The organism is Enterobacter sp. BIDMC93, from assembly GCF_001037805.1.
Lineage (GTDB): Bacteria > Pseudomonadota > Gammaproteobacteria > Enterobacterales > Enterobacteriaceae > Enterobacter > Enterobacter hormaechei_C.
In genome coordinates, this window is the sequence record NZ_KQ089962.1 from 4,007,718 (window position 1) to 4,028,284 (window position 20,567).

Sequence of the window (20,567 nt, forward strand, 5' to 3'; positions counted from 1 at the left end):
GTTCACTATGAGGTTCATACGTTTTGTCACTTACAGGCAGAGAAAAGCGGAAAGGTGGTCAGTTTTCGGACAAGGCGATGAATTTACATGCGTTGACCACTTCCCCTGGCCGTTAGCGATGTTATGATGGCGGCAATTTTTCTCTCTTTGCTTACGATTCGTTGAGAACCCGAAAATGTTAAAAAAACTCTTCTTTCCGTTGGTAGCACTCTTTATGCTCGCCGGCTGCGCGACTCCGCCGACGACCATTGACGTTTCACCAAAAATTACCCTGCCTCAGCAGGATCCAAGCCTGATGGGCGTCACAGTCAGCATTAATGGCGCCGATCAGCGTCAGGACCAGGCGCTGGCGAAAGTGACTCGCGACAACCAGCAGGTCACGCTGACCGCCTCCCGCGACCTGCGCTTCCTGTTGCAGGAAGTGCTGGAAAAACAGATGACCTCCCGTGGCTACATGATTGGCCCAAGCGGCGCGGTTGATCTGCAAATCATCGTGAACAACCTGTACGCTGACGTCTCCCAGGGTAACGTTCGCTACAACATTGCGACCAAAGCCGATATCGCCATCATTGCTACCGCGAAGAACGGCAATAAAATGAACAAAAACTACCGTGCAAGCTATTCCGTTGAAGGCGCATTCCAGGCCTCCAACAAAAATATCGCTGACGCGGTTAACAGTGTGCTGACTGACACCATTGCCGACATGGCACAGGACACCAGCATTCACGACTTCATCAAGCAGAACGCCCGTTAATCCTGCTGACTGACCCGGTGCTTCACCGGGTCAGTTCATAAGAACATGTCCAGTCACTACTTACGTATTTTCCAGCAACCGAAATCAGCTATTCTGCTGATCCTTGGTTTCGCCTCCGGTTTACCCCTTGCGCTCACCTCCGGCACGTTACAGGCGTGGATGACGGTTGAGAACATCGATCTTAAAACCATTGGTTTCTTCTCGCTCGTCGGCCAGGCTTACGTCTTTAAGTTCCTGTGGTCGCCGGTGATGGATCGCTATACCCCACCGTTCCTCGGGCGCCGTCGCGGCTGGTTAGTGATGACGCAGGTGCTGCTGTTGCTGGCCATTGCCGCAATGGGTTTCCTTGAGCCGTCAACACAGCTGCGCTGGATGGCCGCGCTTGCGGTGGTGATCGCCTTCTGCTCCGCTTCGCAGGACATTGTTTTTGACGCCTGGAAGACGGACGTCCTGCCAGCAGAAGAGCGTGGCGCCGGTGCGGCAATCAGCGTGCTTGGCTACCGCCTGGGTATGCTGGTTTCCGGCGGGCTGGCCCTCTGGCTTGCCGACCGCTATCTCGGCTGGCAGGGAATGTACTGGCTGATGGCCGCTCTGCTGATCCCCTGCATTATTGCCACGCTATTCGCGCCTGAACCGAGCGATGTGATTCCGGTCCCCCGCTCGCTGGAGCAGGCCGTCGCCGCACCGCTCCGCGATTTCTTTGGTCGCAATAATGCCTGGCTGATCCTGCTGCTGATTGTCCTTTATAAGCTTGGCGACGCTTTCGCCATGAGTCTGACCACCACCTTCCTGATCCGCGGCGTCGGGTTTGATGCGGGCGAAGTCGGCGTGGTGAACAAAACCCTGGGGCTGTTTGCCACGATCGTCGGCGCGCTGTACGGCGGTGTATTGATGCAGCGCCTGACGCTGTTCCGCGCTCTGCTGATCTTCGGCATCCTTCAGGGCGCATCGAATGCCGGTTACTGGCTGCTGTCGATCACCGACAAGCATATGATCAGCATGGCGACGGCGGTATTCTTTGAAAACCTGTGTGGCGGTATGGGCACTGCGGCATTTGTCGCCCTGCTGATGACGCTGTGCAATAAGTCATTTTCCGCCACCCAATTTGCGCTACTGTCTGCCCTTTCTGCCGTCGGGCGCGTATACGTTGGCCCCGTCGCGGGCTGGTTTGTTGAAGCTCACGGCTGGCCGACGTTTTATCTCTTCTCGGTGGCGGCGGCGGTGCCGGGGATTTTATTGCTGCTGGTCTGTCGCCAGACGCTGGAATATACCCAGCGGACGGAACACTTCATGCCGCGCACGGAATATCAGGCTGCCTATCGGTTTGCCCTGCGTCTGCTGATGGCTGGTTGTCTTGCGCTGGTAGTGTGGCTCGCGGTACTCATCTTGAATGCGACGACCACCTTGTCGCTTCCGTTTGAAACCCAGCTGCTTGATGCAGGGGTGTTACTCGCCATCGTGGGTATCCTGACCGGTGGGATGCTGGATTTCATGTCATTGCGGAAAACGCAGATGACATGAAGTAAAAAGCGAAAGGTTATTTCCCGTTGTAATAACGACACGAAATTATAACGGCGAAATAACCGCCATCGGCAAAAAAAATATTTGTTGTTTTGTGCGGGATAGCATTCGGAAATTATTGGAGCTTATTTCGCTACGCTATTTTCCGTTAAACGATTCAGCATTCGAAAGATTGAATTTTCGTTTTTTAGTTGTCTTTTTATTGATAATTAATTGTTAATTATTTGTATATTTTTCACAATGGTTATACCAATTGTCCCTTTTGCGGTATGCTGGGGCACCCTTTCGTTATAACGCCCGCTCCGTGCGGCTTCCCCCGGAAAACGCGACATAATTTGCAACACTTGTGACATGTGCGGCAGAACCCGGTAACACCTTCCTGACACAGGGCTAATGATGTTTACAGTAATGTAACCTTCCCGTAAAATGCCCCCACACTTTAAACGCCACCAGACTCCCGTGGAATTGAGGTCGTTAAATGAGACTCAGGAAATACAATAAAAGTTTGGGATGGTTGTCATTATTCGCAGGCACTGTATTACTCAGTGGCTGCGATTCTGCACTACTAGACCCCAAAGGACAGATTGGACTGGAACAACGTTCATTGATACTGACGGCTTTTGGCCTGATGTTGATTGTGGTTATTCCTGCCATCTTGATGGCTGTTGGTTTCGCCTGGAAGTATCGTGCGAGCAATAAAGATGCGAAGTATAGCCCTAACTGGTCACACTCCAATAAAGTGGAAGCTGTGGTCTGGACGGTACCTATTCTGATCATCCTGTTCCTTGCTGTACTGACCTGGAAAACCACTCACGCACTTGAGCCGAGCAAACCGCTGGTTCACGATGAAAAACCTATTACCATTGAAGTGGTCTCCATGGACTGGAAATGGTTCTTCATCTATCCAGAACAGGGCATTGCTACCGTGAATGAAATCGCCTTCCCGGCGAACACTCCGGTTCAGTTCAAAGTGACCTCCAACTCCGTAATGAACTCCTTCTTCATCCCACGTCTGGGCAGCCAGATTTACGCGATGGCCGGTATGCAGACTAACCTGCACCTGATCGCGAATGAAGCAGGCACCTACGACGGTATCTCCGCCAGCTATAGTGGCCCGGGCTTCTCGGGTATGAAGTTCAAAGCTATCGCTACGCCAGACCGCGCGACTTTCGACCAGTGGGTTGCAAAAGCGAAGCAGTCTCCAAACACCATGTCTGACATGGCGGCGTTCGAAAAAGTGGCTGCACCTAGCGAATACAACAAGGTGGAGTACTTCTCTAACGTGAAACCGAATCTGTTCAAAGACGTTATTGGCAAATTTATGGATCACGGCATGAGCATGGACATGACCCAGCCTGAAGGCGAGCACAACACGCACCAGGGTATGGAAGGCATGGACATGAGCCACGCGGAAACCGCTCACTAAGGGGCCGAGGAAGAAAATGTTCGGAAAATTGACACTGGATGCAGTGCCCTACCATGAACCGATTATTATGGTTACGGTGGCTGCAATTATCATTGGTGGCGCGGCCTTAGTTGGCCTGATCACTTACTTCGGTAAGTGGAGCTACCTGTGGAATGAGTGGCTGACTTCGGTTGACCACAAAAAACTCGGTATCATGTACTGCATCGTCGGTATCGTCATGTTAATTCGTGGCTTTGCGGATGCAATCATGATGCGTAGCCAGCAGGCGCTTGCGTCTGCGGGCGAAGCCGGCTTCCTGCCACCGCACCACTACGATCAGATCTTTACCGCCCACGGCGTTATCATGATCTTCTTCGTGGCGATGCCGCTGGTAATCGGTCTGATGAACGTGGTCGTTCCGCTGCAAATCGGCGCGCGCGACGTTGCGTTCCCGTTCCTGAACAACCTGAGCTTCTGGTTCACGGTTGTCGGCGTTATCCTGGTTAACCTGTCACTGGGTGTGGGCGAATTTGCTCAGACTGGCTGGCTGGCCTACCCGCCGCTGTCGGGAATTGAGTACAGTCCGGGCGTGGGCGTTGACTACTGGATTTGGGCGCTTCAGCTCTCCGGTGTCGGTACCACCCTGACCGGTATTAACTTCTTCGTGACCATCCTGAAGATGCGTGCACCAGGTATGACGATGTTCAAGATGCCAGTATTTACCTGGGCATCTCTGTGCGCCAACGTCCTGATTATCGCGTCGTTCCCAATTCTGACCGTCACCATCGCGCTGCTGACCCTGGATCGCTATCTGGGTACCCATTTCTTCACGAATGATATGGGTGGCAACATGATGATGTACATCAACCTGATTTGGGCCTGGGGTCACCCGGAAGTGTACATCCTGGTTCTGCCGGTGTTCGGTGTGTTCTCCGAAATCGCGGCAACCTTCTCGCGCAAACGCCTGTTTGGTTACACCTCTCTGGTGTGGGCAACCGTATGTATTACCGTCCTGTCGTTCATCGTCTGGCTGCACCACTTCTTCACCATGGGTGCGGGTGCCAACGTAAACGCCTTCTTCGGTATTACCACCATGATTATCGCGATCCCGACCGGGGTTAAGATCTTCAACTGGCTGTTCACCATGTACCAGGGTCGTATCGTGTTCCACTCAGCTATGCTGTGGACCATCGGCTTCATCGTGACCTTCTCCGTAGGTGGGATGACCGGCGTACTGCTGGCGGTACCAGGTGCTGACTTCGTTCTGCACAACAGTCTGTTCCTGATTGCGCACTTCCATAACGTTATCATCGGTGGCGTGGTCTTCGGCTGCTTCGCTGGTGTGACCTACTGGTGGCCAAAAGCGTTCGGTTTCACCCTGAACGAAAAATGGGGTAAACGCGCGTTCTGGTTCTGGATCATCGGCTTCTTCGTGGCGTTTATGCCGCTGTACGTGCTGGGCTTCATGGGGATGACCCGTCGTCTGAGCCAGCAGATCGATCCGCAGTTCCACCCAATGCTGATGGTTGCAGCGGGCGGCGCAGCGCTGATTGCCTGCGGTATTCTGTGCCAGCTGATTCAGTACTACGTGTCTATCCGTGACCGTAACCTGAACCGCGACCTGACCGGTGACCCGTGGGGTGGCCGTACGCTGGAGTGGGCGACCTCTTCTCCGCCTCCGTTCTATAACTTTGCCGTAGTGCCGCACATTCACGAGCGTGATGCATTCTGGGAAATGAAAGAAAAAGGTGAAGCGTACAAGCAACCTGAGCATTACGAAGAGATCCATATGCCGAAAAACAGCGCCGCGGGCATGGTCATTGCCGCTTTCGCAACGGTATTTGGTTTCGCAATGATCTGGCACATCTGGTGGATGGCGATTGTTGGCTTCGCTGGCATCGTAATCAGCTGGATTGTGAAGAGCTTTGACGAGGACGTGGACTACTACGTACCAGTCCGTGAAGTTGAAAAGCTGGAAAACCAGCATTTTGACGAGATTTCTAAAGCGGGGCTGAAAAATGGCAACTGATACTCTGGCGCACTCAACTGCCCACGCGCATGAACATGCGCACCATGATACAGGACCGACGAAAGTCTTCGGTTTCTGGATCTACCTGATGAGCGACTGCATCCTGTTCTGCTGTCTGTTCGCAACCTATGCCGTTCTGGTGAACGGCACAGCGGGCGGCCCGACCGGTAAGGACATCTTTGAACTGCCGTTCGTTCTGGTTGAAACCGCACTGCTGTTATTCAGCTCCATCACCTACGGCATGGCGGCTATCGCCATGTACAAAAACAACAAGAGCCAGGTTGTCTCCTGGCTGGCGTTGACCTGGCTGTTTGGTGCTGGCTTTATCGGGATGGAAATCTATGAATTCCATCACCTGATCATGGAAGGTTTCGGCCCGGATCGTAGCGGCTTCCTGTCAGCGTTCTTCGCGCTGGTAGGCACCCACGGTCTGCACGTGACCTCGGGTCTGATCTGGATGGCGGTGCTGATGTTCCAGATCTCCCGTCGCGGCCTGACCAGTACTAACCGTACCCGTATTATGTGCCTGAGCCTGTTCTGGCACTTCCTGGACGTGGTATGGATCTGTGTGTTCTCTGTTGTCTATCTGATGGGGGCGATGTAATGAGTCATTCTAACGATCATGGCGCTTCCCACGGCAGCGTAAAAACCTACATGACAGGCTTCATCCTGTCGATCATTCTGACGGTGATCCCGTTCTGGATGGTGATGAACGGTTCTGCATCTAAGCCGGTTATCCTGGGCGCAATCCTGGTGACCGCGGTGATTCAGATTCTGGTGCATCTGGTTTGCTTCCTGCACATGAACACCAAGTCCGATGAAGGCTGGAACATGACGGCCTTTATCTTTACCGTGATTATCATCGCTATCCTGGTAGTCGGTTCCATCTGGATTATGTGGAACCTTAACTACAACATGATGGTTCACTAAGAGCGGCGAGTATGTTTAAGCAATACCTGCAAGTCACGAAACCAGGCATCATCTTTGGCAACCTGATCTCCGTAATCGGAGGGTTCCTGCTGGCCTCTAAAGGCAGCATTGATTACACCCTCTTTATTTACACGCTGGTCGGTGTGTCACTGGTGGTTGCGTCCGGTTGTGTATTTAACAACTACATCGACATGGATATCGACAAGAAGATGGAAAGGACCAAAAATCGGGTGCTGGTTAAAGGCCTGATTGCTCCTTCCGTCTCGCTGGTGTACGCCACCTTGCTGGGTATTGCTGGCTTTATGCTGCTGTGGTTTGGTGCTAACCCGCTGGCCTGCTGGCTGGGGGTGATGGGGTTCGTGGTGTATGTGGGCGTCTACAGCCTGTATATGAAACGTCACTCCGTCTACGGCACGCTGATTGGTTCTCTCTCCGGCGCGGCGCCGCCGGTGATTGGCTACTGCGCCGTCACGAACGAGTTCGACAGCGGTGCGCTCATCCTGCTGGCTATCTTTAGCCTGTGGCAGATGCCGCACTCCTACGCCATCGCGATTTTCCGCTTTAAGGATTATCAGGCGGCGAACATTCCGGTTCTGCCGGTCGTGAAAGGCATTTCGGTTGCCAAGAACCACATCACGCTCTACATCATCGCTTTTGCCGTGGCAACGCTGATGCTCTCTCTGGGCGGTTACGCCGGATATAAATATCTGGTGGTAGCAGCTGCGGTGAGCGTATGGTGGCTCGGCATGGCCCTGCGCGGTTATAAAGTGGAAGATGACAAGGTCTGGGCACGCAAGCTGTTTGTGTTCTCGATTGTCGCCATCACCTCACTGTCCGTGATGATGTCCGTAGACTTCATGGTGCCAGATTCACAACACCTGCTGACTTACGTCTGGTAAGAAGACTGATGTAAAAACGCCGGGTTTAGCCCGGCTTTTTTTATTGGTACGGCGTAACCCCTTTCTTTAACAGTATATTGCCGTATTTCGCGGTCTCGCCCGTCACCACGATGGCGTACGCTTTCTGTGCCCGCGCATAAAACGCATAACGGTCAATACGCGTAACCCCCTCCCCTTCCGCCTCACCAAAGAGTGCGTTGCGATAGCGCGCTTCGACCTGGATATCGAGCGTATCCCCGTCGACAGGGGCCATCATCACCAGCGGTGGCGCATAGCTGTCCAGTTCAAACAGCGGTATCACCGCGGCCAGCAAATCGCTGATGAGCAGGCCATCTGCGCGGATCGTCTTTGGCCCCAGGCTGTGCGCGGGAAAGTGAGCATCTGCAAAAATAATCTCGTCACCATGACCCATTTCTGCCAGCGTTTTCAGCAGCTCGGGTGAAATCAGAGGGGATATCGTTTTAAGCACAAGGTTGCTCCTCAGGATAGAAATAACGGTAACGATAGTGGACCCGATCGCGAGCAGCCTCAGCGCTGGCCGTTTCTCCGACGCCCCACCATCCGTACAAAGACGCCCCCAGTACGGTCGTATCAGCCTCTTCAAGAACCTTCACCGGGATCCCAAGCGCATTGGACTTGAGCTGATTCCACAGCATATTGCGGCTACCTCCCCCCACCAGCAGGAGTTCACGCGCCTTAAATTGCGCGATCGCCTCCAGCGCCAGGCATTTTTCTTGCAGATGCACCGTGAGTCCTTCCAGGGCTGCGCGGTAAAAATGGGCTGGCGTTGTGGTGAGCGTAACGCCCTGCCAGCCGGCGAGTGGAGAATCGAGCAGTTGGGTATTCATCGTGACGCCATCCGCGCCGTTCGGAATTGCCGCCGCCTGAGCCAGAATAGTGTCCCAGTCGGTACCAGGCGACCAGAACAGCGCGCGGATCCACTCCAGTACGCCAGACGCCAGATATTGCATTCCCGGATTATAGAGCCCCGTCCGGCTATCCAGTTCGCAGGTTGCGCCCGGGTATTGCCCCAGCAAAGCGGTATCAACCTGCGTGGTGCGCGCCATTAAAATCTCCCAGGTACCCGAAGAGAGAACTGGCTCATTAATTCCCGCCCCGGCGCCAAAAAGGGCAAACTGCGTGTCGTGCCCGGCGGAGATCACCGGCACACCGCAAGGCAATCCGAGCCTGGATGCAGCGTCGGGCCGCAATTCACCAATCCTTTCTCCGGGGGAAACCAGCGGCGGGAAAAGGGAATGAGGCACGCCGATCTTGCTTAAGATCGTTTCACTGAAGCGCTGCTGATGCAGATCGAACATCTGACTGGTACCGGCCATCGTGAGATCGGTCGTCATCTTTCCGGTCAGGCGATGGTTGATTAGCGAGGAGATAAAAAGCCAGGCGTGAGCACGCTGTAACAGATCGGGATGGTTGTCCTGAAGCCAGCCTAGCTTATACAACGTGTTAAAACTAAACTGCCCAACGCCGGTGATCTGCTGTAGTTCTGCCGGGGAGCATGAACGGGCAACCGCTTCCATCACCGGCACGGTCCGCGGGCACTTCCAGCTGATGATCGGGTAAAGCAGTTCTCCCCGCTCATCTACCAGTGCGCCATCCACGCCAAAGGTCGTCACACTCATTCCGCACAGGTGATGCTCGCTCAGCGCTGCGCTGATTTTCTGACAACAGACGGCAAACCGTTGCATGATGGCGTCGAGCGACCACTGGTGCCAGGCCGGATTTTCAGCGGCGCTTTCGCTTTCGTTCGCCACCGCGGCGCGCGCCACAATATTCCCTTCGGGATCCAGCGCAATGGCGCGCACGTTCGTCGCGCCACAATCGAGAACCAGAAAACATTTTTTCATCGCGGTCCCCACAGGCTGCCAGCCCGCCGGAGCAGGCTGGCAGGCCGGATTAATGTTTGTATAACGGTCCGTAATTTTCACAGGCGCGGTAATCCTGCCCTTCCGGATCCATACCGTGAGCGCCCCAGGCCGTCGGCCGATAAATCAGCGCCTCCGGTACGTTATGCATGCATACAGGGATGCGCAGCATGGACGCCAGGGTGATGAAATCAGCGCCGACGTGCCCGACGGTTAATACCCCGTGGTTAGCGCCCCAGTTCGCCATCACTGAATAGACGTCGCTGAACGGGCCTTTACCGGTCAGGCGTGGGGCAAACCAGGTGGTGGGCCAGGTTGAATCGGTGCGCTTATTCAGAATGTCATGTACGTGTTCCGGCAGCTCAACACTCCAGCCTTCCGCTATCTGTAATACCGGCCCCACACCCTTGATGAGGTTTACGCGGGTCATGGTAAATGGCACGCCACCCCGGGTGAGGAAGTTTGATGAGAAACCGCCCCCGCGGAAGTATTCATGCACCGCCGGACACCAGTGGGTTGCGGCCAGGCACGCGTTGGCTTCCTGCTCAGTAATGTCCCAGTGTGGTTTCAGGGTCGGTTTCCCCTCGGCGTCTTTCTGCTCCGCTGTACCGTCCAGCGCCGCCGAGCCGGAGTTGATCAGATGAATAATGCCGTGCTCAGCCCGTCCAGTGAGCTTCTGGCCGGTAACACGCTCAACCGACTCCGGCGACCAGTAGGTGCGTACATCAGCAAAAATCTGCGCGGTGCCGGTCATCAGATGCCCAAACAGCATCGCTACCCCGTTAAGGCTGTCATTTTCCGTCGCCACTACCAACGGCTGGCGAATACCGTTCCAGTCGAAAGAGCTGTTCAGCAGCGCCTCTGCGGTATCGCCATTTGGATACTGATCCGTCCAGTGGCGCTGCCCCTGGAAACCGGACGCAATGGCGTTATAGCCCAGCGATTCCTCCACGCGGCCCATCGCAGCGAGTTTAGGGTTGCCCTGCATCATGTCGCGGATGCACATCGCCATTAGCAGGCTCTCCCGCAGGATCGCGGCATTTTCCTGTTCATTGCGACGATACTGCTCTGCGTTTTTATCCTCGCCGAAACGGAAATGTGCCTTCGCCCAGCTCAGGGCCAGCTCAAGTTCTTGCTCGTCGTAAATCTTATGATCGATGCGGCGACGCAGTTCGGTCATATCCACCGCCTGCACCTTCATCCCCAGCCAGGATTCAAAGAAGTTGTGATCGACAATCGAGCCCGCGATCCCCATTGAGACACCGCCCACCGACAGATAACTTTTCCCCTTCATGCTGGCGACCGCCAGGCCCGCCCGGGCGAAGCGCAACAATTTTTCCTCAACGTCTGCCGGGATGGTCTCGTCGCCCGCATCCTGTACATCGTGGCCGTAAATGGAAAACGCCGGGATCCCTTTCTGGTTATGCGCTGCCAGCGCCGCTGCGAGGTATACCGCCCCCGGACGCTCGGTGCCATTAAAGCCCCAGATCGCTTTCGGGCGCAGCGGATCCATATCAATGGTTTCACTCCCGTAACACCAGCAGGGGGTGATGGTGATCGTCAGACCAACGTGGCACGTGCTGAACTTCTCTTCGCAAGCGGCGGATTCCGCCATTCCGGCAATGCAGCTGTCGGCAATTACGCACTCTACGGGCGTACCGCAGGGGTGGCGTAATTTTTCACTGAGTAGCGCCGCCGTGGCTTTCGCCATGTTCATGGTCTGCTCTTCCAGAGACTCGCGTACGCCCATTCGGCGGCCATCAATAACAGGTCGAATGCCAATCCGGGGTAACGCTTTTATCGTTTTCATAGCCCTTCCTCACGTTGGTTAACCTATCCGTCTCAGGGGCATAGCCGTGAAAAAGCGCCCGGGCAGCACCGTGAACGGAAAGCGGTGAAATTTGCTAACTCGAATTAGCTTAGGGTTCTCACTAAAAATGAGACAAGATAAATGTGCAGGATCTGTGAGCAGTTTCACGATGAGAGGTCAAAATTCGATCAGTGTCAGGTATTACGATTCAGCAAAATCTAAACATATCGTTTGAATTCAATTAAATAACAAAATACCTTTGCACGACGTCACAATTTGAATACAAATGATTTGGCTAAATTATGACCCTAAAATAGCTTTTAAGGACGAAAGCTAAGTCGAGTTAGCTTAATAACTAAATCACTGTGGCTTGTGATTCATTGCCTTTCCAACACAGGAATTTTGCAATGTCAGAGACTCTTATTCAGATGACGCGCATCACCAAACGCTTTCCCGGCGTGCTGGCGCTGAATCAGGTTGATTTCGATTTACGCCGCGGCGAAGTTCATGCCCTGTTAGGTGAAAACGGTGCCGGCAAATCGACGCTGATGAAAATATTATCCGGTGTTTACCAACCCGATTCCGGTGAAATTCGCTTTGAAGGGCAATCCGTATCATTCAGCGATCCGCTAAGTGCTCAGCACGCAGGTATTACGATTATCCATCAGGAATTTAATCTCTTTCCCGATTTAACCGTGGAAGAGAATATCTTTATTGGCCGTGAATTCTGCAAAAATAGTCGCTGGCAGTTAGATAAACGCGCCCAGCGACAGGCGGTTGAGAAAATACTGCACACGCTGAATTTAAAAATCGCCCCGGACGCCCGCGTCAGTGAATTAACCGTAGCCCAGCAGCAGATGGTGGAAATTGCCAAAGCGATTTCGGTCAATGCCAAAGTGCTAATCATGGATGAACCCACCGCCGCGCTGACCGAAAGTGAAATCGAGAGTTTATTTGACGTCACGCGGATGCTCAAGGCTCAGGGCACGGGGATAGTCTACATCTCGCACCGTCTGGAAGAATTGGCGCTGATCGCCGATCGCGCGACCGTCATGCGCGACGGACAATACATCGCCACCGTAGATTATGAAACGGTTCAGATCGGCGAGCTTATCGCCATGATGGTTGGCCGCAATCTCGATAACATCTACCCAAAACGCCCGCCGCATCAGCGCAGAGAAAAAGTGCTGGAGGTGAATGGCCTGACGCGAAATGGTGTACTGCACGACATCAACTTTACCCTCTGGCGCGGTGAGATCCTCGGCCTCGCTGGCTTAATGGGCGCAGGCCGAACGGAACTGGGCCGGGCCCTGTTTGGCGCCGATGCGATCGACGCCGGTACCCTGACGCTGAACGGCACCCCCACACGGATTAAAGACGTGGCTGACGCCATTGAGAAAGGCATCAGCTATTTAACAGAAGACCGCAAAAAAGAGGGACTCGCCCTCGGCCTTTCCGTTGAGATGAACATTATGCTCGGCAATTACCCGGACTACGCCGGCGCCGCGGGTAATGTCGATGAAAAACGCTGCCGGGAGTCCAGCAAGAAACTGGTGGATGCGCTGCGAATAAAAACGCCGCATCTGGAACAGGCGGCACTGAATTTAAGCGGCGGTAATCAACAGAAGATCATTATTGCCCGCTGGGTCTGTAAAGATACCGATATTTTAATTTTTGATGAGCCAACCCGGGGAATTGATGTTGGCGCCAAGCTGGAAATTTATGAACTAATGAACCGCCTTGTCGCTAAAGGTAAATCGATCATCATGATTTCATCCGAACTGCCGGAAGTATTAGGAATGTGCGACCGCATACTTGTGATGCGCAGCGGCCACATTGCCGGCGAAATAGAGGCTGAGCACGCCACCCAGGAAAAAATCATGCAATACGCCACGCTGGAGGATTAATCATGTCCGTTACCGTTCCATCGCCGCAAAGCGGAAGTCATACGATGAAAATAAATAAAGCGCTCCTGATGCGTCTGGCGCCTCTTTTTAGCCTGGTATTGCTGGTTCTGTTTTTCAGCTTCAGCTCACCGTTCTTCTTTAATACTGAAAATATCATGACTATCGCCTTGCAAACGGCGGTGATTGGCATCATGGCCATTGGCGTAACCTTTGTGATTATTACCGCCGGGATCGACCTGTCGCTCGGATCGGTGGTGGCGTTCTCAGGGGTTGCGGTGGGCATCGCCGCCGGGTTTGGTATGCCGCTGCCGGTCTGTATTCTGGCAGGCGTGCTCGCCGGCGGGCTTTGCGGCTATGTGAACGCGTTTCTGGTCACCAAAATGACCATACCACCGTTTATTGCCACCCTCGGCTTAATGATGTCGGTACGCGGCATCAATATGGTGATGACCGATGGCCGCGCGATTTATTTTTCTGACTACCCGCAGTTCAAGCTGCTAGCGCAGGGTCGCCTGTTCGACGTCCTGCCTTATCCGGTGTTCTACCTGGTCATCGTGGCACTGATCGCCATGTGGATCCTGAAGAAAACGGTGATGGGCCGCTATATCTACGCTGTCGGCAGCAATGAAACGGCGGCACATCTTTCCGGGATCAAAGTCCAGCGAGTGAAAATTTTCGTTTACGCCTTATGCGGCCTGTTAACCGGCGTGGCCGGGGTGATCCTCGCCTCTCGTCTCAACTCAGGCCAGCCAACCGTAGGCGTGGGTTATGAGCTGGAAGCCATTGCGGCGGTAGTGATCGGCGGTACCAGTCTGATGGGCGGCGTGGGCACGATTGGCGGCACCATCATAGGCGCGTTCATTATGAGCGTGCTGAAAAACGGTCTCAATCTCATGGGCGTGTCCCAGTTCTGGCAGATGGTGGCGATGGGCGTGGTCGTCGTTGCCGCCGTCTATCTGGACACGTTACGTAAAAGAATGCGTTAGGTTCTCGATACAACAAGCCCTGCCAACCCTACAACGGAGCAAAATAATGAAAACCAGCCATATCCTGAGCGCCCTGTCGCTCGTTGCCATCCTGTCCAGCAGCGCGCTGGCAAAAGATTTGAACCTGCCGGTAGTCAGTAAAGGTTACCAGCACGAATTCTGGCAGACGGTCAAAATGGGGACGGAAGCTGCCGCAAAAGAGTTGGGTGACAAAACCAGCTACGTTGGCCCTGCCGATGAAACGCAAATCGCCGAGCAGATCCAGTTAGTCGAAAACACCATGGCACAAAAGCCAAACGGCATGTTGCTGGCCGCGCTTGATGCAAACGCCCTTGCCCCGCTGGTCGAAACCGCCAACAGCCGGGGGATCAAAGTGGTGACCTTCGACTCGGGCGTGAACTCCGATATCCCGGCCAGCTTTGTCGCCACCAATAACCGTAAGGCGGGCGCACAGGCTGCGGATGCGCTGGCGGAGCAGGTAGGCCAGAAGGGGAAAGTGGGTATTATCGCCCACGTAGCCGGAACGACGTCCGCCATTGAGCGCTCTGAAGGATTCAGCGAGCGAATGAAAGAGAAGTACCCGAATATTCAGGTACTGCCGGTGCAATATAGCGATGGCGACCCGCAAAAAGCGATGGATAAAACCATTGATATGGTTCAGGCCAACCCGGATATCGCCGGTATTTATGCCACCAACGAAGGCTCAACCCTGGGCGTTGCGAACGCTATCGACAGCCAGAATCTGAAGGGCAAAGTGAAAGTCATCGGTTTTGACAGCACCGAAGCCATCATTAACTTCCTCAAAAACGGCGTGATTCAGGGCTTCGTGGTGCAGGACGCGTACCAGATTGGTTATCAGGGCATAAAGGCGCTGAACGCGGTGATTTCCGGACAGACGGTGGCTAAAGAAATTGATATTCCAGTGAAATATGTCAATGCGCAGAATATCAACACCCCTGAAATTGATAAACTGTTACATCCGTTTGGTAAAAAATAAGGAAGTTTATGATGAGTGACGGCTATTTCCTCGGGGTCGATGTGGGTTCAGCCAGCGTTCGTGCTGGGCTTTACTCTGCGCAAGGCGAGCGTTTGAGCTTCGCGACCCGTCCGATTTCGCAGTTTCACGCCAGCAACGCGCGCGTGGAACAGTCCTCCGCGGAGATCTGGCAGCAGGTTTGCGCGGTGGTGCGGGAAGCCGTCGACTCCTCTGGGATCTCACCCGACGCCATTTGTTCGATTGGCTTCGACGCCACGTGCTCGCTGGTCGCGCTGGATGCTGAGGGTAACGGCCTGAGCGTGTCCCCCGACAGTCCGGCATCGCAGGACATCATTATGTGGATGGATCATCGTGCTCACGAAGAAACTGTTCGCATCAATGCCACACGCGATCCGGCCCTGTGCTACGTGGGCGGCGAGGTGAGTATTGAAATGGAACTGCCAAAACTGCTGTGGTTGCAGCGACATCATCCTGAAACCTGGAATCAGGCCTGGCGCTTTTTCGACCTTGCCGATTTTCTGGTCTGGAAAGCGACGGGCCAGGACGCCGCCAGCCTGTGCACCCTCACCTGCAAATGGAACTACCTTGCGCATGAGGCGCAGTTCAGCGAATCGCTGCTCAGGGAGGTGGGGCTGGAGACCTTACTGACAAAAATTCCCGATACTATTCTGGACGTCGCTGAATGCGTCGGGAAACTCAGCCCACAGGCAGCGCAAGCTCTGGGGTTGCCCGAAGAGGTGGTTGTGGCAAGCGGCATGATCGATGCCCACGCGGGTGGCGTGGCGCTGACGGGCTCACACCCGGAGGGCACGCTGGCGCTCATCAGCGGAACCTCGAACTGCCATATGCTTGCCAGTCAGACGGAGATCCATACGCCCGGCGTCTGGGGGCCTTACTGGAGCGCCATGCTGCCGGGCTACTGGCTGACGGAAGGCGGGCAAAGTGCTGCCGGGGCGCTGGTCGACTGGACGTTGCGCGAGCACGGAGCCAGCGCAGACCTGTTTGCAAAAGCAGAAGCGGCGCAACGCCATCCGGTGGCGCTGCTCAACGACTGGGTAGCCGCGCTTGAACAGGAAGAAAAATATCCCACCCGCAACCTGCACATTCTGGCCGATCACCACGGCAACCGCTCGCCGCGTTCGCGTCCGGATGCGCGGGGCAGCGTGGTCGGTCTGACATTAGAAACCGGTGAACGTGCGCTGGCGAGGCTCTACCTGGCCACGCTACAGGCCATAGCCTATGGCACACGACATATTATGGATACCCTGAAACATCACGGGCACACCTTGTCGCGTATTGTCATTTGTGGAGGAGCCACCCATAACCGGCTCTGGCTGCGGGAGTATGCCGATGCCACGGGCTGCGATATTCATCTCTTAGCCGAAGAAGATGCCGTCACTCTCGGCGCGGCCATTTGCGGCGCTGTGGCGAGCGGTGCATGGGCAACGCTCACCGATGCCACCCGGGAAATGGTCAAAGCCGGCGACATCATCACCCGTCGGCCGGAAACCGCGGCTTTCCACAGGCAAAAATATGAGGCGTACCTGATGCTGTGGACCCAGCAGCAGGCGCTTAATCTCCTGATGCAGCAGGAAATGTAATGGCAGGATGCGTATGCTTTATCAGCAGTTTTTTACGTACGTTAAGGATTGAGGCGTAGCGATGGCCAAAACAGTTGAACAGATAGCGAAGGATCTGAATTTATCCGTCACCACCGTGCGGCTGGTACTGAGCGGGAAAGCCGAACAGTATCGGATCAGCGTGAAAACACAGTCCCGAATTAATGAACACGTCGAGCGCTTCGGCTATACCCTCAACCATTCGGCGCGCAGTCTTAAGCTAAACAAAACCGAGACGCTGGGACTCATCGTGCCCAACATCTCGAACGTGTTCTTTGCAACGCTCGCCGAGAAACTCGAACTGCGCTGCCGCCGTTCGGGCTACCAGCTGATGATCAGCTGTACTTACAACGATGTGGATTACGAAAATAAGCTGGTCAAAGCCCTGATGGCGCGCAACGTGGACGGCTTGTTTATCGTTCCCTCGACGCTGGAAAACCAGCAGCATCATTTGCGGCAGATCCAAAAACCACTGGTGCTCCTCGACCGGGATTTTGGCTTTACTGACAACGCGCTGGTTGAGAGTCATAACGAGGCCGGGGGGGATGAACTGGCCCGCAACATGCTGGCAGAGAGAAAAACGCCGCTCTGGTTCCTTGTGGGCGATACCGCACTGCCCAGTATTACGGACCGTCTGAACGGCTACTTACAGGCCCTGAAAACAGCCGGTATTCACCATCGCGAGTGGGTCATCGAAGGGCCGGACAATACGCCGGAGGGCGGATATGCCCTGATGGATTCGCTTATCGACAGCCAGGGTGTTCCGCAGGCGTTTATCGCCTCATCGTTACCCGTTCTGGAAGGGGCAATTGAAGCCCTGCGGACGCGTACCGGCACCGTGCCCCAACACATCAATATCGGCACCTTCGATGAGCACCCCATGCTGGGGTTCCTGCCTAACAGCGTCTGGTCCATGCAGCAGGATGAAGATACCTGGGCGGAAAAAGCGTTTGAACTGATGCAGCGAGCCATCGACGGCGAAGCGGTCAACGAGACGGCGAAAGTCGATATGAAGCTGGTCAAACGTTCCCGCCAGTAAAAATAAAACTGTACCCGGAGAATAAAAAATGGAACGAGCCCGATTAGCCAGAGACATTATCGACACCTGCCTTGAGATGACCCGCATGGGGTTAAATCAGGGCACCGCCGGCAATATCAGCGTTCGCTATCGCGACGGCATGCTGATTACGCCGACCGGAATTCCCTACGAGCATCTGACCGAAGAGAGTATCGTCTATGTAGATGCACAGGGGCGGCACGAAGAAGATAAACTGCCCTCCAGCGAATGGCGTTTTCATCAGGTTGTGTATCAGACCCGCCCGGATGCTAACGCCGTCGTCCATAACCATGCGGTTAACTGTACCGCCGTCTCGATACTCAACCGCCCCATTCCTGCTATTCACTATATGATTGCCGCCGCCGGGGGAAACTCCATTCCCTGCGCCCCTTACGCGACCTTCGGGACGCGCGCGCTGTCAGAGCATGTCGCGGTCGCATTACGCGATCGCAAAGCGACGCTCTTACAGCACCACGGCCTGATAACCTGCGAAGAAAATCTTGAAAAGGCACTGTGGCTGGCGCAGGAGGTAGAGGTGCTGGCAAAACTCTACCTGGCCACGCTGGCGATAGTAGATCCCGTTCCTGTACTCAGTGACGATGAAATTGCCATTGTTCTTGAGAAATTCAAAAGCTACGGATTGCGCGTCGAGGCGTAATTTTTTATCCGGGGGTGCTTTTATCACACCCTCGTAATATCTCTTAAACAAACACCTATTTACCGCACTTATCACCCCGCCTAAACTATGGCCTGCTTTTTGGTAGAGGTGGTAATGAACGATTATAAAATGACGCCAGGCGAACTGCGTGCGACCTGGGGTTTAGGGACTGTTTTCTCGCTGCGGATGCTTGGCATGTTTATGGTCCTGCCCGTTCTGACCACATATGGCATGGCGTTACAGGGTGCCAGCGAAGCGCTGATTGGTCTGGCGATTGGTATCTACGGCCTGGCGCAGGCGATATTCCAGATCCCCTTTGGCCTGCTCTCCGACCGCGTGGGTCGCAAACCGCTGATTGTCGGCGGGCTGCTGGTGTTTGTACTTGGCAGCATCATCGCCGCCCTCTCCCACTCCATCTGGGGAATTATTCTTGGGCGCGCCCTGCAAGGTTCCGGGGCGATTGCCGCCGCCGTGATGGCGCTGCTGTCAGACTTAACCCGCGAGCAAAACCGCACCAAAGCCATGGCGTTTATCGGCGTCAGCTTCGGCGTCACGTTTGCCATTGCCATGGTGCTGGGGCCTGTTATCACTCATGCGCTCGGCCTGCACGCCCTGTTCTGGATGATTGCGGTGCTGGCGACCATTGGGATCGCACTCACGCTGTGGGTTGTGCCTGACAGTAAAAACCACGTCCTCAACCGTGAATCCGGGATGGTGAAAGGCTGCTTCAGCAAAGTCATCGCCGAGCCGCGCCTGCTTAAGCTGAACTTCGGCATTATGTGCCTGCACATTCTGCTGATGTCCACCTTCGTCGCCCTGCCCGGTCAACTTGCCGCAGCCGGTTTCCCGGCGGCAGAGCACTGGAAAATTTATCTGGTCACAATGCTGATCTCGTTTGTCTCCGTTGTGCCCTTCATTATTTACGCCGAAGTGAAGCGCAAAATGAAACGCGTCTTCGTGGGCTGCGTGGCGTTATTGCTGATTGCCGAGATTGTGCTGTGGGGCGCTGGCCCGCATTTCTGGGAACTGATCGCCGGCGTACAGCTGTTCTTCCTGGCCTTTAATCTGATGGAAGCCCTGCTGCCGTCGCTTATCAGCAAAGAGTCTCCGGCAGGATACAAAGGCACCGCGATGGGCATTTACTCCACCAGCCAGTTTCTCGGCGTGGCTATCGGCGGGTCGCTCGGCGGCTGGGTGGACGGTCTGTTTGACTCCCAGACCGTTTTCCTCGCCGGTGCGCTGCTGGCGATGCTCTGGCTGTTTGTTGCCAGCACCATGAAAGAGCCGCGCTATGTAAGTAGCCTGCGGGTAGAAATTCCCGATGACGTGGCAATCGGTGACGCGTTAAAACAGCGTCTGGAAGCGACAGAGGGCGTGAGCGAAGTGCTGATTGTTCCGGAAGAGCGCAGTGCGTATGTCAAAATTGACAGCAAAGTGACTAATCGCTTTGAGGTGGAGCAGGCGCTGAAGGCCTGAAAAAATGCCCGGTTTAGCCGGGCATGATTGTCTTAATCGCGGAAGTTTTTAAACTGGAATGGCTGACCGAGATCGCCGCCACGCACCAGCGCCATCACGGATTGCAGGTCATCACGGGATTTTCCGGTCACGCGGATCTCTTCACCCTGGATCTGCGCCTGCACTTTGAGCTTACTGTCTTTGATAAGCTTAACGATTTTTTTCTGTACCGCGCTCTCAATCCCCTGCTTCAGCTTCGCTTCCACAAACCAGGTTTTGCCGCTGTGAACAAATTCTTCCGGTACATCGAGTGAGGTTCCTTCTATGCCGCGCTTGAGCAGCTTGGCGCGCAGGATATCCAGCAACTGGTTGACCTGGAAATCAGACTCGCTCAGGACTTTGATCGTCTTGTTCGCGTCGTTCAGTTCAATGGTCGCCTCAACGCCACGAAAATCGAAACGTGACTCAACCTCACGGACAGCATTTTCTACGCCGTTACGCGCTTCCTGCAAATCAACTTCAGAAACAATATCGAAAGATGGCATCTTTTCTTCTCCCTTCATTTTTGTTGCGTTGCATAATACCCGCAACGAGGCATAACGAGAAGCTTAGCTGATGGCGCTATACTTAGCGTCATAGCACCTGGCGCCGTTGCAG

General features: G+C 54.6%; 18 protein-coding genes. 14 read left to right on the forward strand and 4 right to left on the reverse strand.

Annotated features, from left to right (window positions below; genetic code table 11):
• Nucleotides 1-175 precede the first annotated feature (175 nt).
• From SK58_RS18790 to cyoE, 7 genes are all read left to right on the forward strand, one after another.
• The gene (locus SK58_RS18790) at nt 176-754 is read left to right on the forward strand and encodes a lipoprotein (protein ID WP_003859052.1); all 579 of its coding nucleotides are present in this window, start codon (nt 176-178) and stop codon (nt 752-754) included.
• A 45-nt stretch (nt 755-799) separates the two neighbouring features.
• Nucleotides 800-2,275 carry a muropeptide MFS transporter AmpG gene (ampG, locus tag SK58_RS18795; RefSeq protein ID WP_048220310.1) on the forward strand — a complete coding sequence of 492 codons (1,476 nt, stop codon included), beginning with the start codon at nt 800-802 and terminating at the stop codon, nt 2,273-2,275.
• Between the two features lie 478 nt (nt 2,276-2,753).
• Nucleotides 2,754-3,701, forward strand: coding sequence for a cytochrome o ubiquinol oxidase subunit II (gene cyoA, locus SK58_RS18805; protein WP_006809886.1), 948 nt, complete (start codon nt 2,754-2,756; stop codon nt 3,699-3,701).
• 16 nt (nt 3,702-3,717) lie between these two features.
• The gene (gene cyoB / locus SK58_RS18810) at nt 3,718-5,709 is read left to right on the forward strand and encodes a cytochrome o ubiquinol oxidase subunit I (RefSeq protein WP_017383189.1); all 1,992 of its coding nucleotides are present in this window, start codon (nt 3,718-3,720) and stop codon (nt 5,707-5,709) included.
• Nucleotides 5,699-6,313, forward strand: a complete 615-nt coding sequence (locus SK58_RS18815; protein WP_003859057.1) for a cytochrome o ubiquinol oxidase subunit III — start codon at nt 5,699-5,701, stop codon at nt 6,311-6,313. Before cyoB ends, SK58_RS18815 begins: the two co-directional genes overlap by 11 nt.
• On the forward strand, nt 6,313-6,639 hold the full coding sequence (locus SK58_RS18820; protein ID WP_006809888.1) for a cytochrome o ubiquinol oxidase subunit IV: 327 nt from the start codon (nt 6,313-6,315) through the stop codon (nt 6,637-6,639). Before SK58_RS18815 ends, SK58_RS18820 begins: the two co-directional genes overlap by 1 nt.
• 11 nt (nt 6,640-6,650) lie before the next feature.
• Nucleotides 6,651-7,538: a heme o synthase gene (gene cyoE, locus SK58_RS18825; RefSeq protein ID WP_017383188.1), complete on the forward strand. Its 888-nt coding sequence runs from the start codon at nt 6,651-6,653 to the stop codon at nt 7,536-7,538.
• Nucleotides 7,539-7,578: 40 nt separating this feature from the next.
• Here the strand turns inward: cyoE and fucU are convergent, their stop codons facing one another.
• Genes fucU through fucI form a run of 3 tightly spaced genes read right to left on the reverse strand, consistent with a single transcriptional unit; the run spans nt 7,579 to nt 11,231 of the window.
• Complete coding sequence (fucU, locus tag SK58_RS18830; protein ID WP_017694412.1) at nt 7,579-8,007, reverse strand: L-fucose mutarotase; 429 nt, start codon at nt 8,005-8,007, stop codon at nt 7,579-7,581.
• Nucleotides 8,000-9,403: an L-fuculokinase gene (gene fucK, locus SK58_RS18835; protein ID WP_048220440.1), complete on the reverse strand. Its 1,404-nt coding sequence runs from the start codon at nt 9,401-9,403 to the stop codon at nt 8,000-8,002. The genes fucU and fucK overlap by 8 nt, the downstream gene beginning before the upstream one ends.
• 49 nt (nt 9,404-9,452) lie before the next feature.
• The gene (fucI, locus tag SK58_RS18840; RefSeq protein ID WP_017383185.1) at nt 9,453-11,231 is read right to left on the reverse strand and encodes an L-fucose isomerase; all 1,779 of its coding nucleotides are present in this window, start codon (nt 11,229-11,231) and stop codon (nt 9,453-9,455) included.
• Nucleotides 11,232-11,638: 407 nt separating this feature from the next.
• On the opposite strand from fucI, the gene SK58_RS18845 reads away from it, so the two are divergent.
• From SK58_RS18845 to SK58_RS18875, 7 genes are all read left to right on the forward strand, one after another.
• Entirely contained in the window at nt 11,639-13,138 is a 1,500-nt protein-coding gene (locus SK58_RS18845; protein WP_017694414.1) for a sugar ABC transporter ATP-binding protein, read from the forward strand.
• Nucleotides 13,139-13,140: 2 nt separating this feature from the next.
• On the forward strand, nt 13,141-14,124 hold the full coding sequence (locus SK58_RS18850; RefSeq protein ID WP_017383183.1) for an ABC transporter permease: 984 nt from the start codon (nt 13,141-13,143) through the stop codon (nt 14,122-14,124).
• Nucleotides 14,125-14,170: 46 nt separating this feature from the next.
• A complete protein-coding gene (locus SK58_RS18855; protein ID WP_048220311.1) occupies nt 14,171-15,121 on the forward strand; it encodes an ABC transporter substrate-binding protein in 951 nt (316 codons plus the stop codon).
• Nucleotides 15,122-15,132: 11 nt separating this feature from the next.
• Entirely contained in the window at nt 15,133-16,722 is a 1,590-nt protein-coding gene (locus SK58_RS18860) for an FGGY-family carbohydrate kinase (RefSeq protein WP_017383182.1), read from the forward strand.
• Between the two features lie 61 nt (nt 16,723-16,783).
• Nucleotides 16,784-17,779 carry a LacI family DNA-binding transcriptional regulator gene (locus SK58_RS18865; RefSeq protein ID WP_015571284.1) on the forward strand — a complete coding sequence of 332 codons (996 nt, stop codon included), beginning with the start codon at nt 16,784-16,786 and terminating at the stop codon, nt 17,777-17,779.
• A gap of 28 nt (nt 17,780-17,807) precedes the next feature.
• On the forward strand, nt 17,808-18,455 hold the full coding sequence (gene fucA, locus SK58_RS18870; protein WP_017383181.1) for an L-fuculose-phosphate aldolase: 648 nt from the start codon (nt 17,808-17,810) through the stop codon (nt 18,453-18,455).
• A 114-nt stretch (nt 18,456-18,569) separates the two neighbouring features.
• On the forward strand, nt 18,570-19,931 hold the full coding sequence (locus SK58_RS18875) for an MFS transporter (RefSeq protein WP_017694418.1): 1,362 nt from the start codon (nt 18,570-18,572) through the stop codon (nt 19,929-19,931).
• 32 nt (nt 19,932-19,963) lie between these two features.
• On the opposite strand, the gene SK58_RS18880 is transcribed toward SK58_RS18875, so the two are convergent.
• Nucleotides 19,964-20,455: a YajQ family cyclic di-GMP-binding protein gene (locus SK58_RS18880; protein ID WP_047051145.1), complete on the reverse strand. Its 492-nt coding sequence runs from the start codon at nt 20,453-20,455 to the stop codon at nt 19,964-19,966.
• Nucleotides 20,456-20,567 lie beyond the last annotated feature (112 nt).

Excerpts from the sequence above, each read along its gene's own strand:
- SK58_RS18815 (WP_003859057.1), top strand. The coding sequence starts at position 5,699 with ATGGCAACTGATACTCTGGCGCACTCAACTGCCCACGCGCATGAACAT.
- cyoB (WP_017383189.1), top strand. The coding sequence starts at position 3,718 with ATGTTCGGAAAATTGACACTGGATGCAGTGCCCTACCATGAACCGATT.
- fucK (WP_048220440.1), bottom strand. The coding sequence starts at position 9,403 with ATGAAAAAATGTTTTCTGGTTCTCGATTGTGGCGCGACGAACGTGCGC.
- SK58_RS18845 (WP_017694414.1), top strand. The coding sequence starts at position 11,639 with ATGTCAGAGACTCTTATTCAGATGACGCGCATCACCAAACGCTTTCCC.
- fucA (WP_017383181.1), top strand. The coding sequence starts at position 17,808 with ATGGAACGAGCCCGATTAGCCAGAGACATTATCGACACCTGCCTTGAG.
- SK58_RS18875 (WP_017694418.1), top strand. The coding sequence starts at position 18,570 with ATGAACGATTATAAAATGACGCCAGGCGAACTGCGTGCGACCTGGGGT.
- cyoE (WP_017383188.1), top strand. The coding sequence starts at position 6,651 with ATGTTTAAGCAATACCTGCAAGTCACGAAACCAGGCATCATCTTTGGC.
- cyoA (WP_006809886.1), top strand. The coding sequence starts at position 2,754 with ATGAGACTCAGGAAATACAATAAAAGTTTGGGATGGTTGTCATTATTC.
- fucI (WP_017383185.1), bottom strand. The coding sequence starts at position 11,231 with ATGAAAACGATAAAAGCGTTACCCCGGATTGGCATTCGACCTGTTATT.
- SK58_RS18860 (WP_017383182.1), top strand. The coding sequence starts at position 15,133 with ATGAGTGACGGCTATTTCCTCGGGGTCGATGTGGGTTCAGCCAGCGTT.
- SK58_RS18790 (WP_003859052.1), top strand. The coding sequence starts at position 176 with ATGTTAAAAAAACTCTTCTTTCCGTTGGTAGCACTCTTTATGCTCGCC.
- SK58_RS18820 (WP_006809888.1), top strand. The coding sequence starts at position 6,313 with ATGAGTCATTCTAACGATCATGGCGCTTCCCACGGCAGCGTAAAAACC.
- SK58_RS18850 (WP_017383183.1), top strand. The coding sequence starts at position 13,141 with ATGTCCGTTACCGTTCCATCGCCGCAAAGCGGAAGTCATACGATGAAA.
- SK58_RS18880 (WP_047051145.1), bottom strand. The coding sequence starts at position 20,455 with ATGCCATCTTTCGATATTGTTTCTGAAGTTGATTTGCAGGAAGCGCGT.
- SK58_RS18865 (WP_015571284.1), top strand. The coding sequence starts at position 16,784 with ATGGCCAAAACAGTTGAACAGATAGCGAAGGATCTGAATTTATCCGTC.
- ampG (WP_048220310.1), top strand. The coding sequence starts at position 800 with ATGTCCAGTCACTACTTACGTATTTTCCAGCAACCGAAATCAGCTATT.
- SK58_RS18855 (WP_048220311.1), top strand. The coding sequence starts at position 14,171 with ATGAAAACCAGCCATATCCTGAGCGCCCTGTCGCTCGTTGCCATCCTG.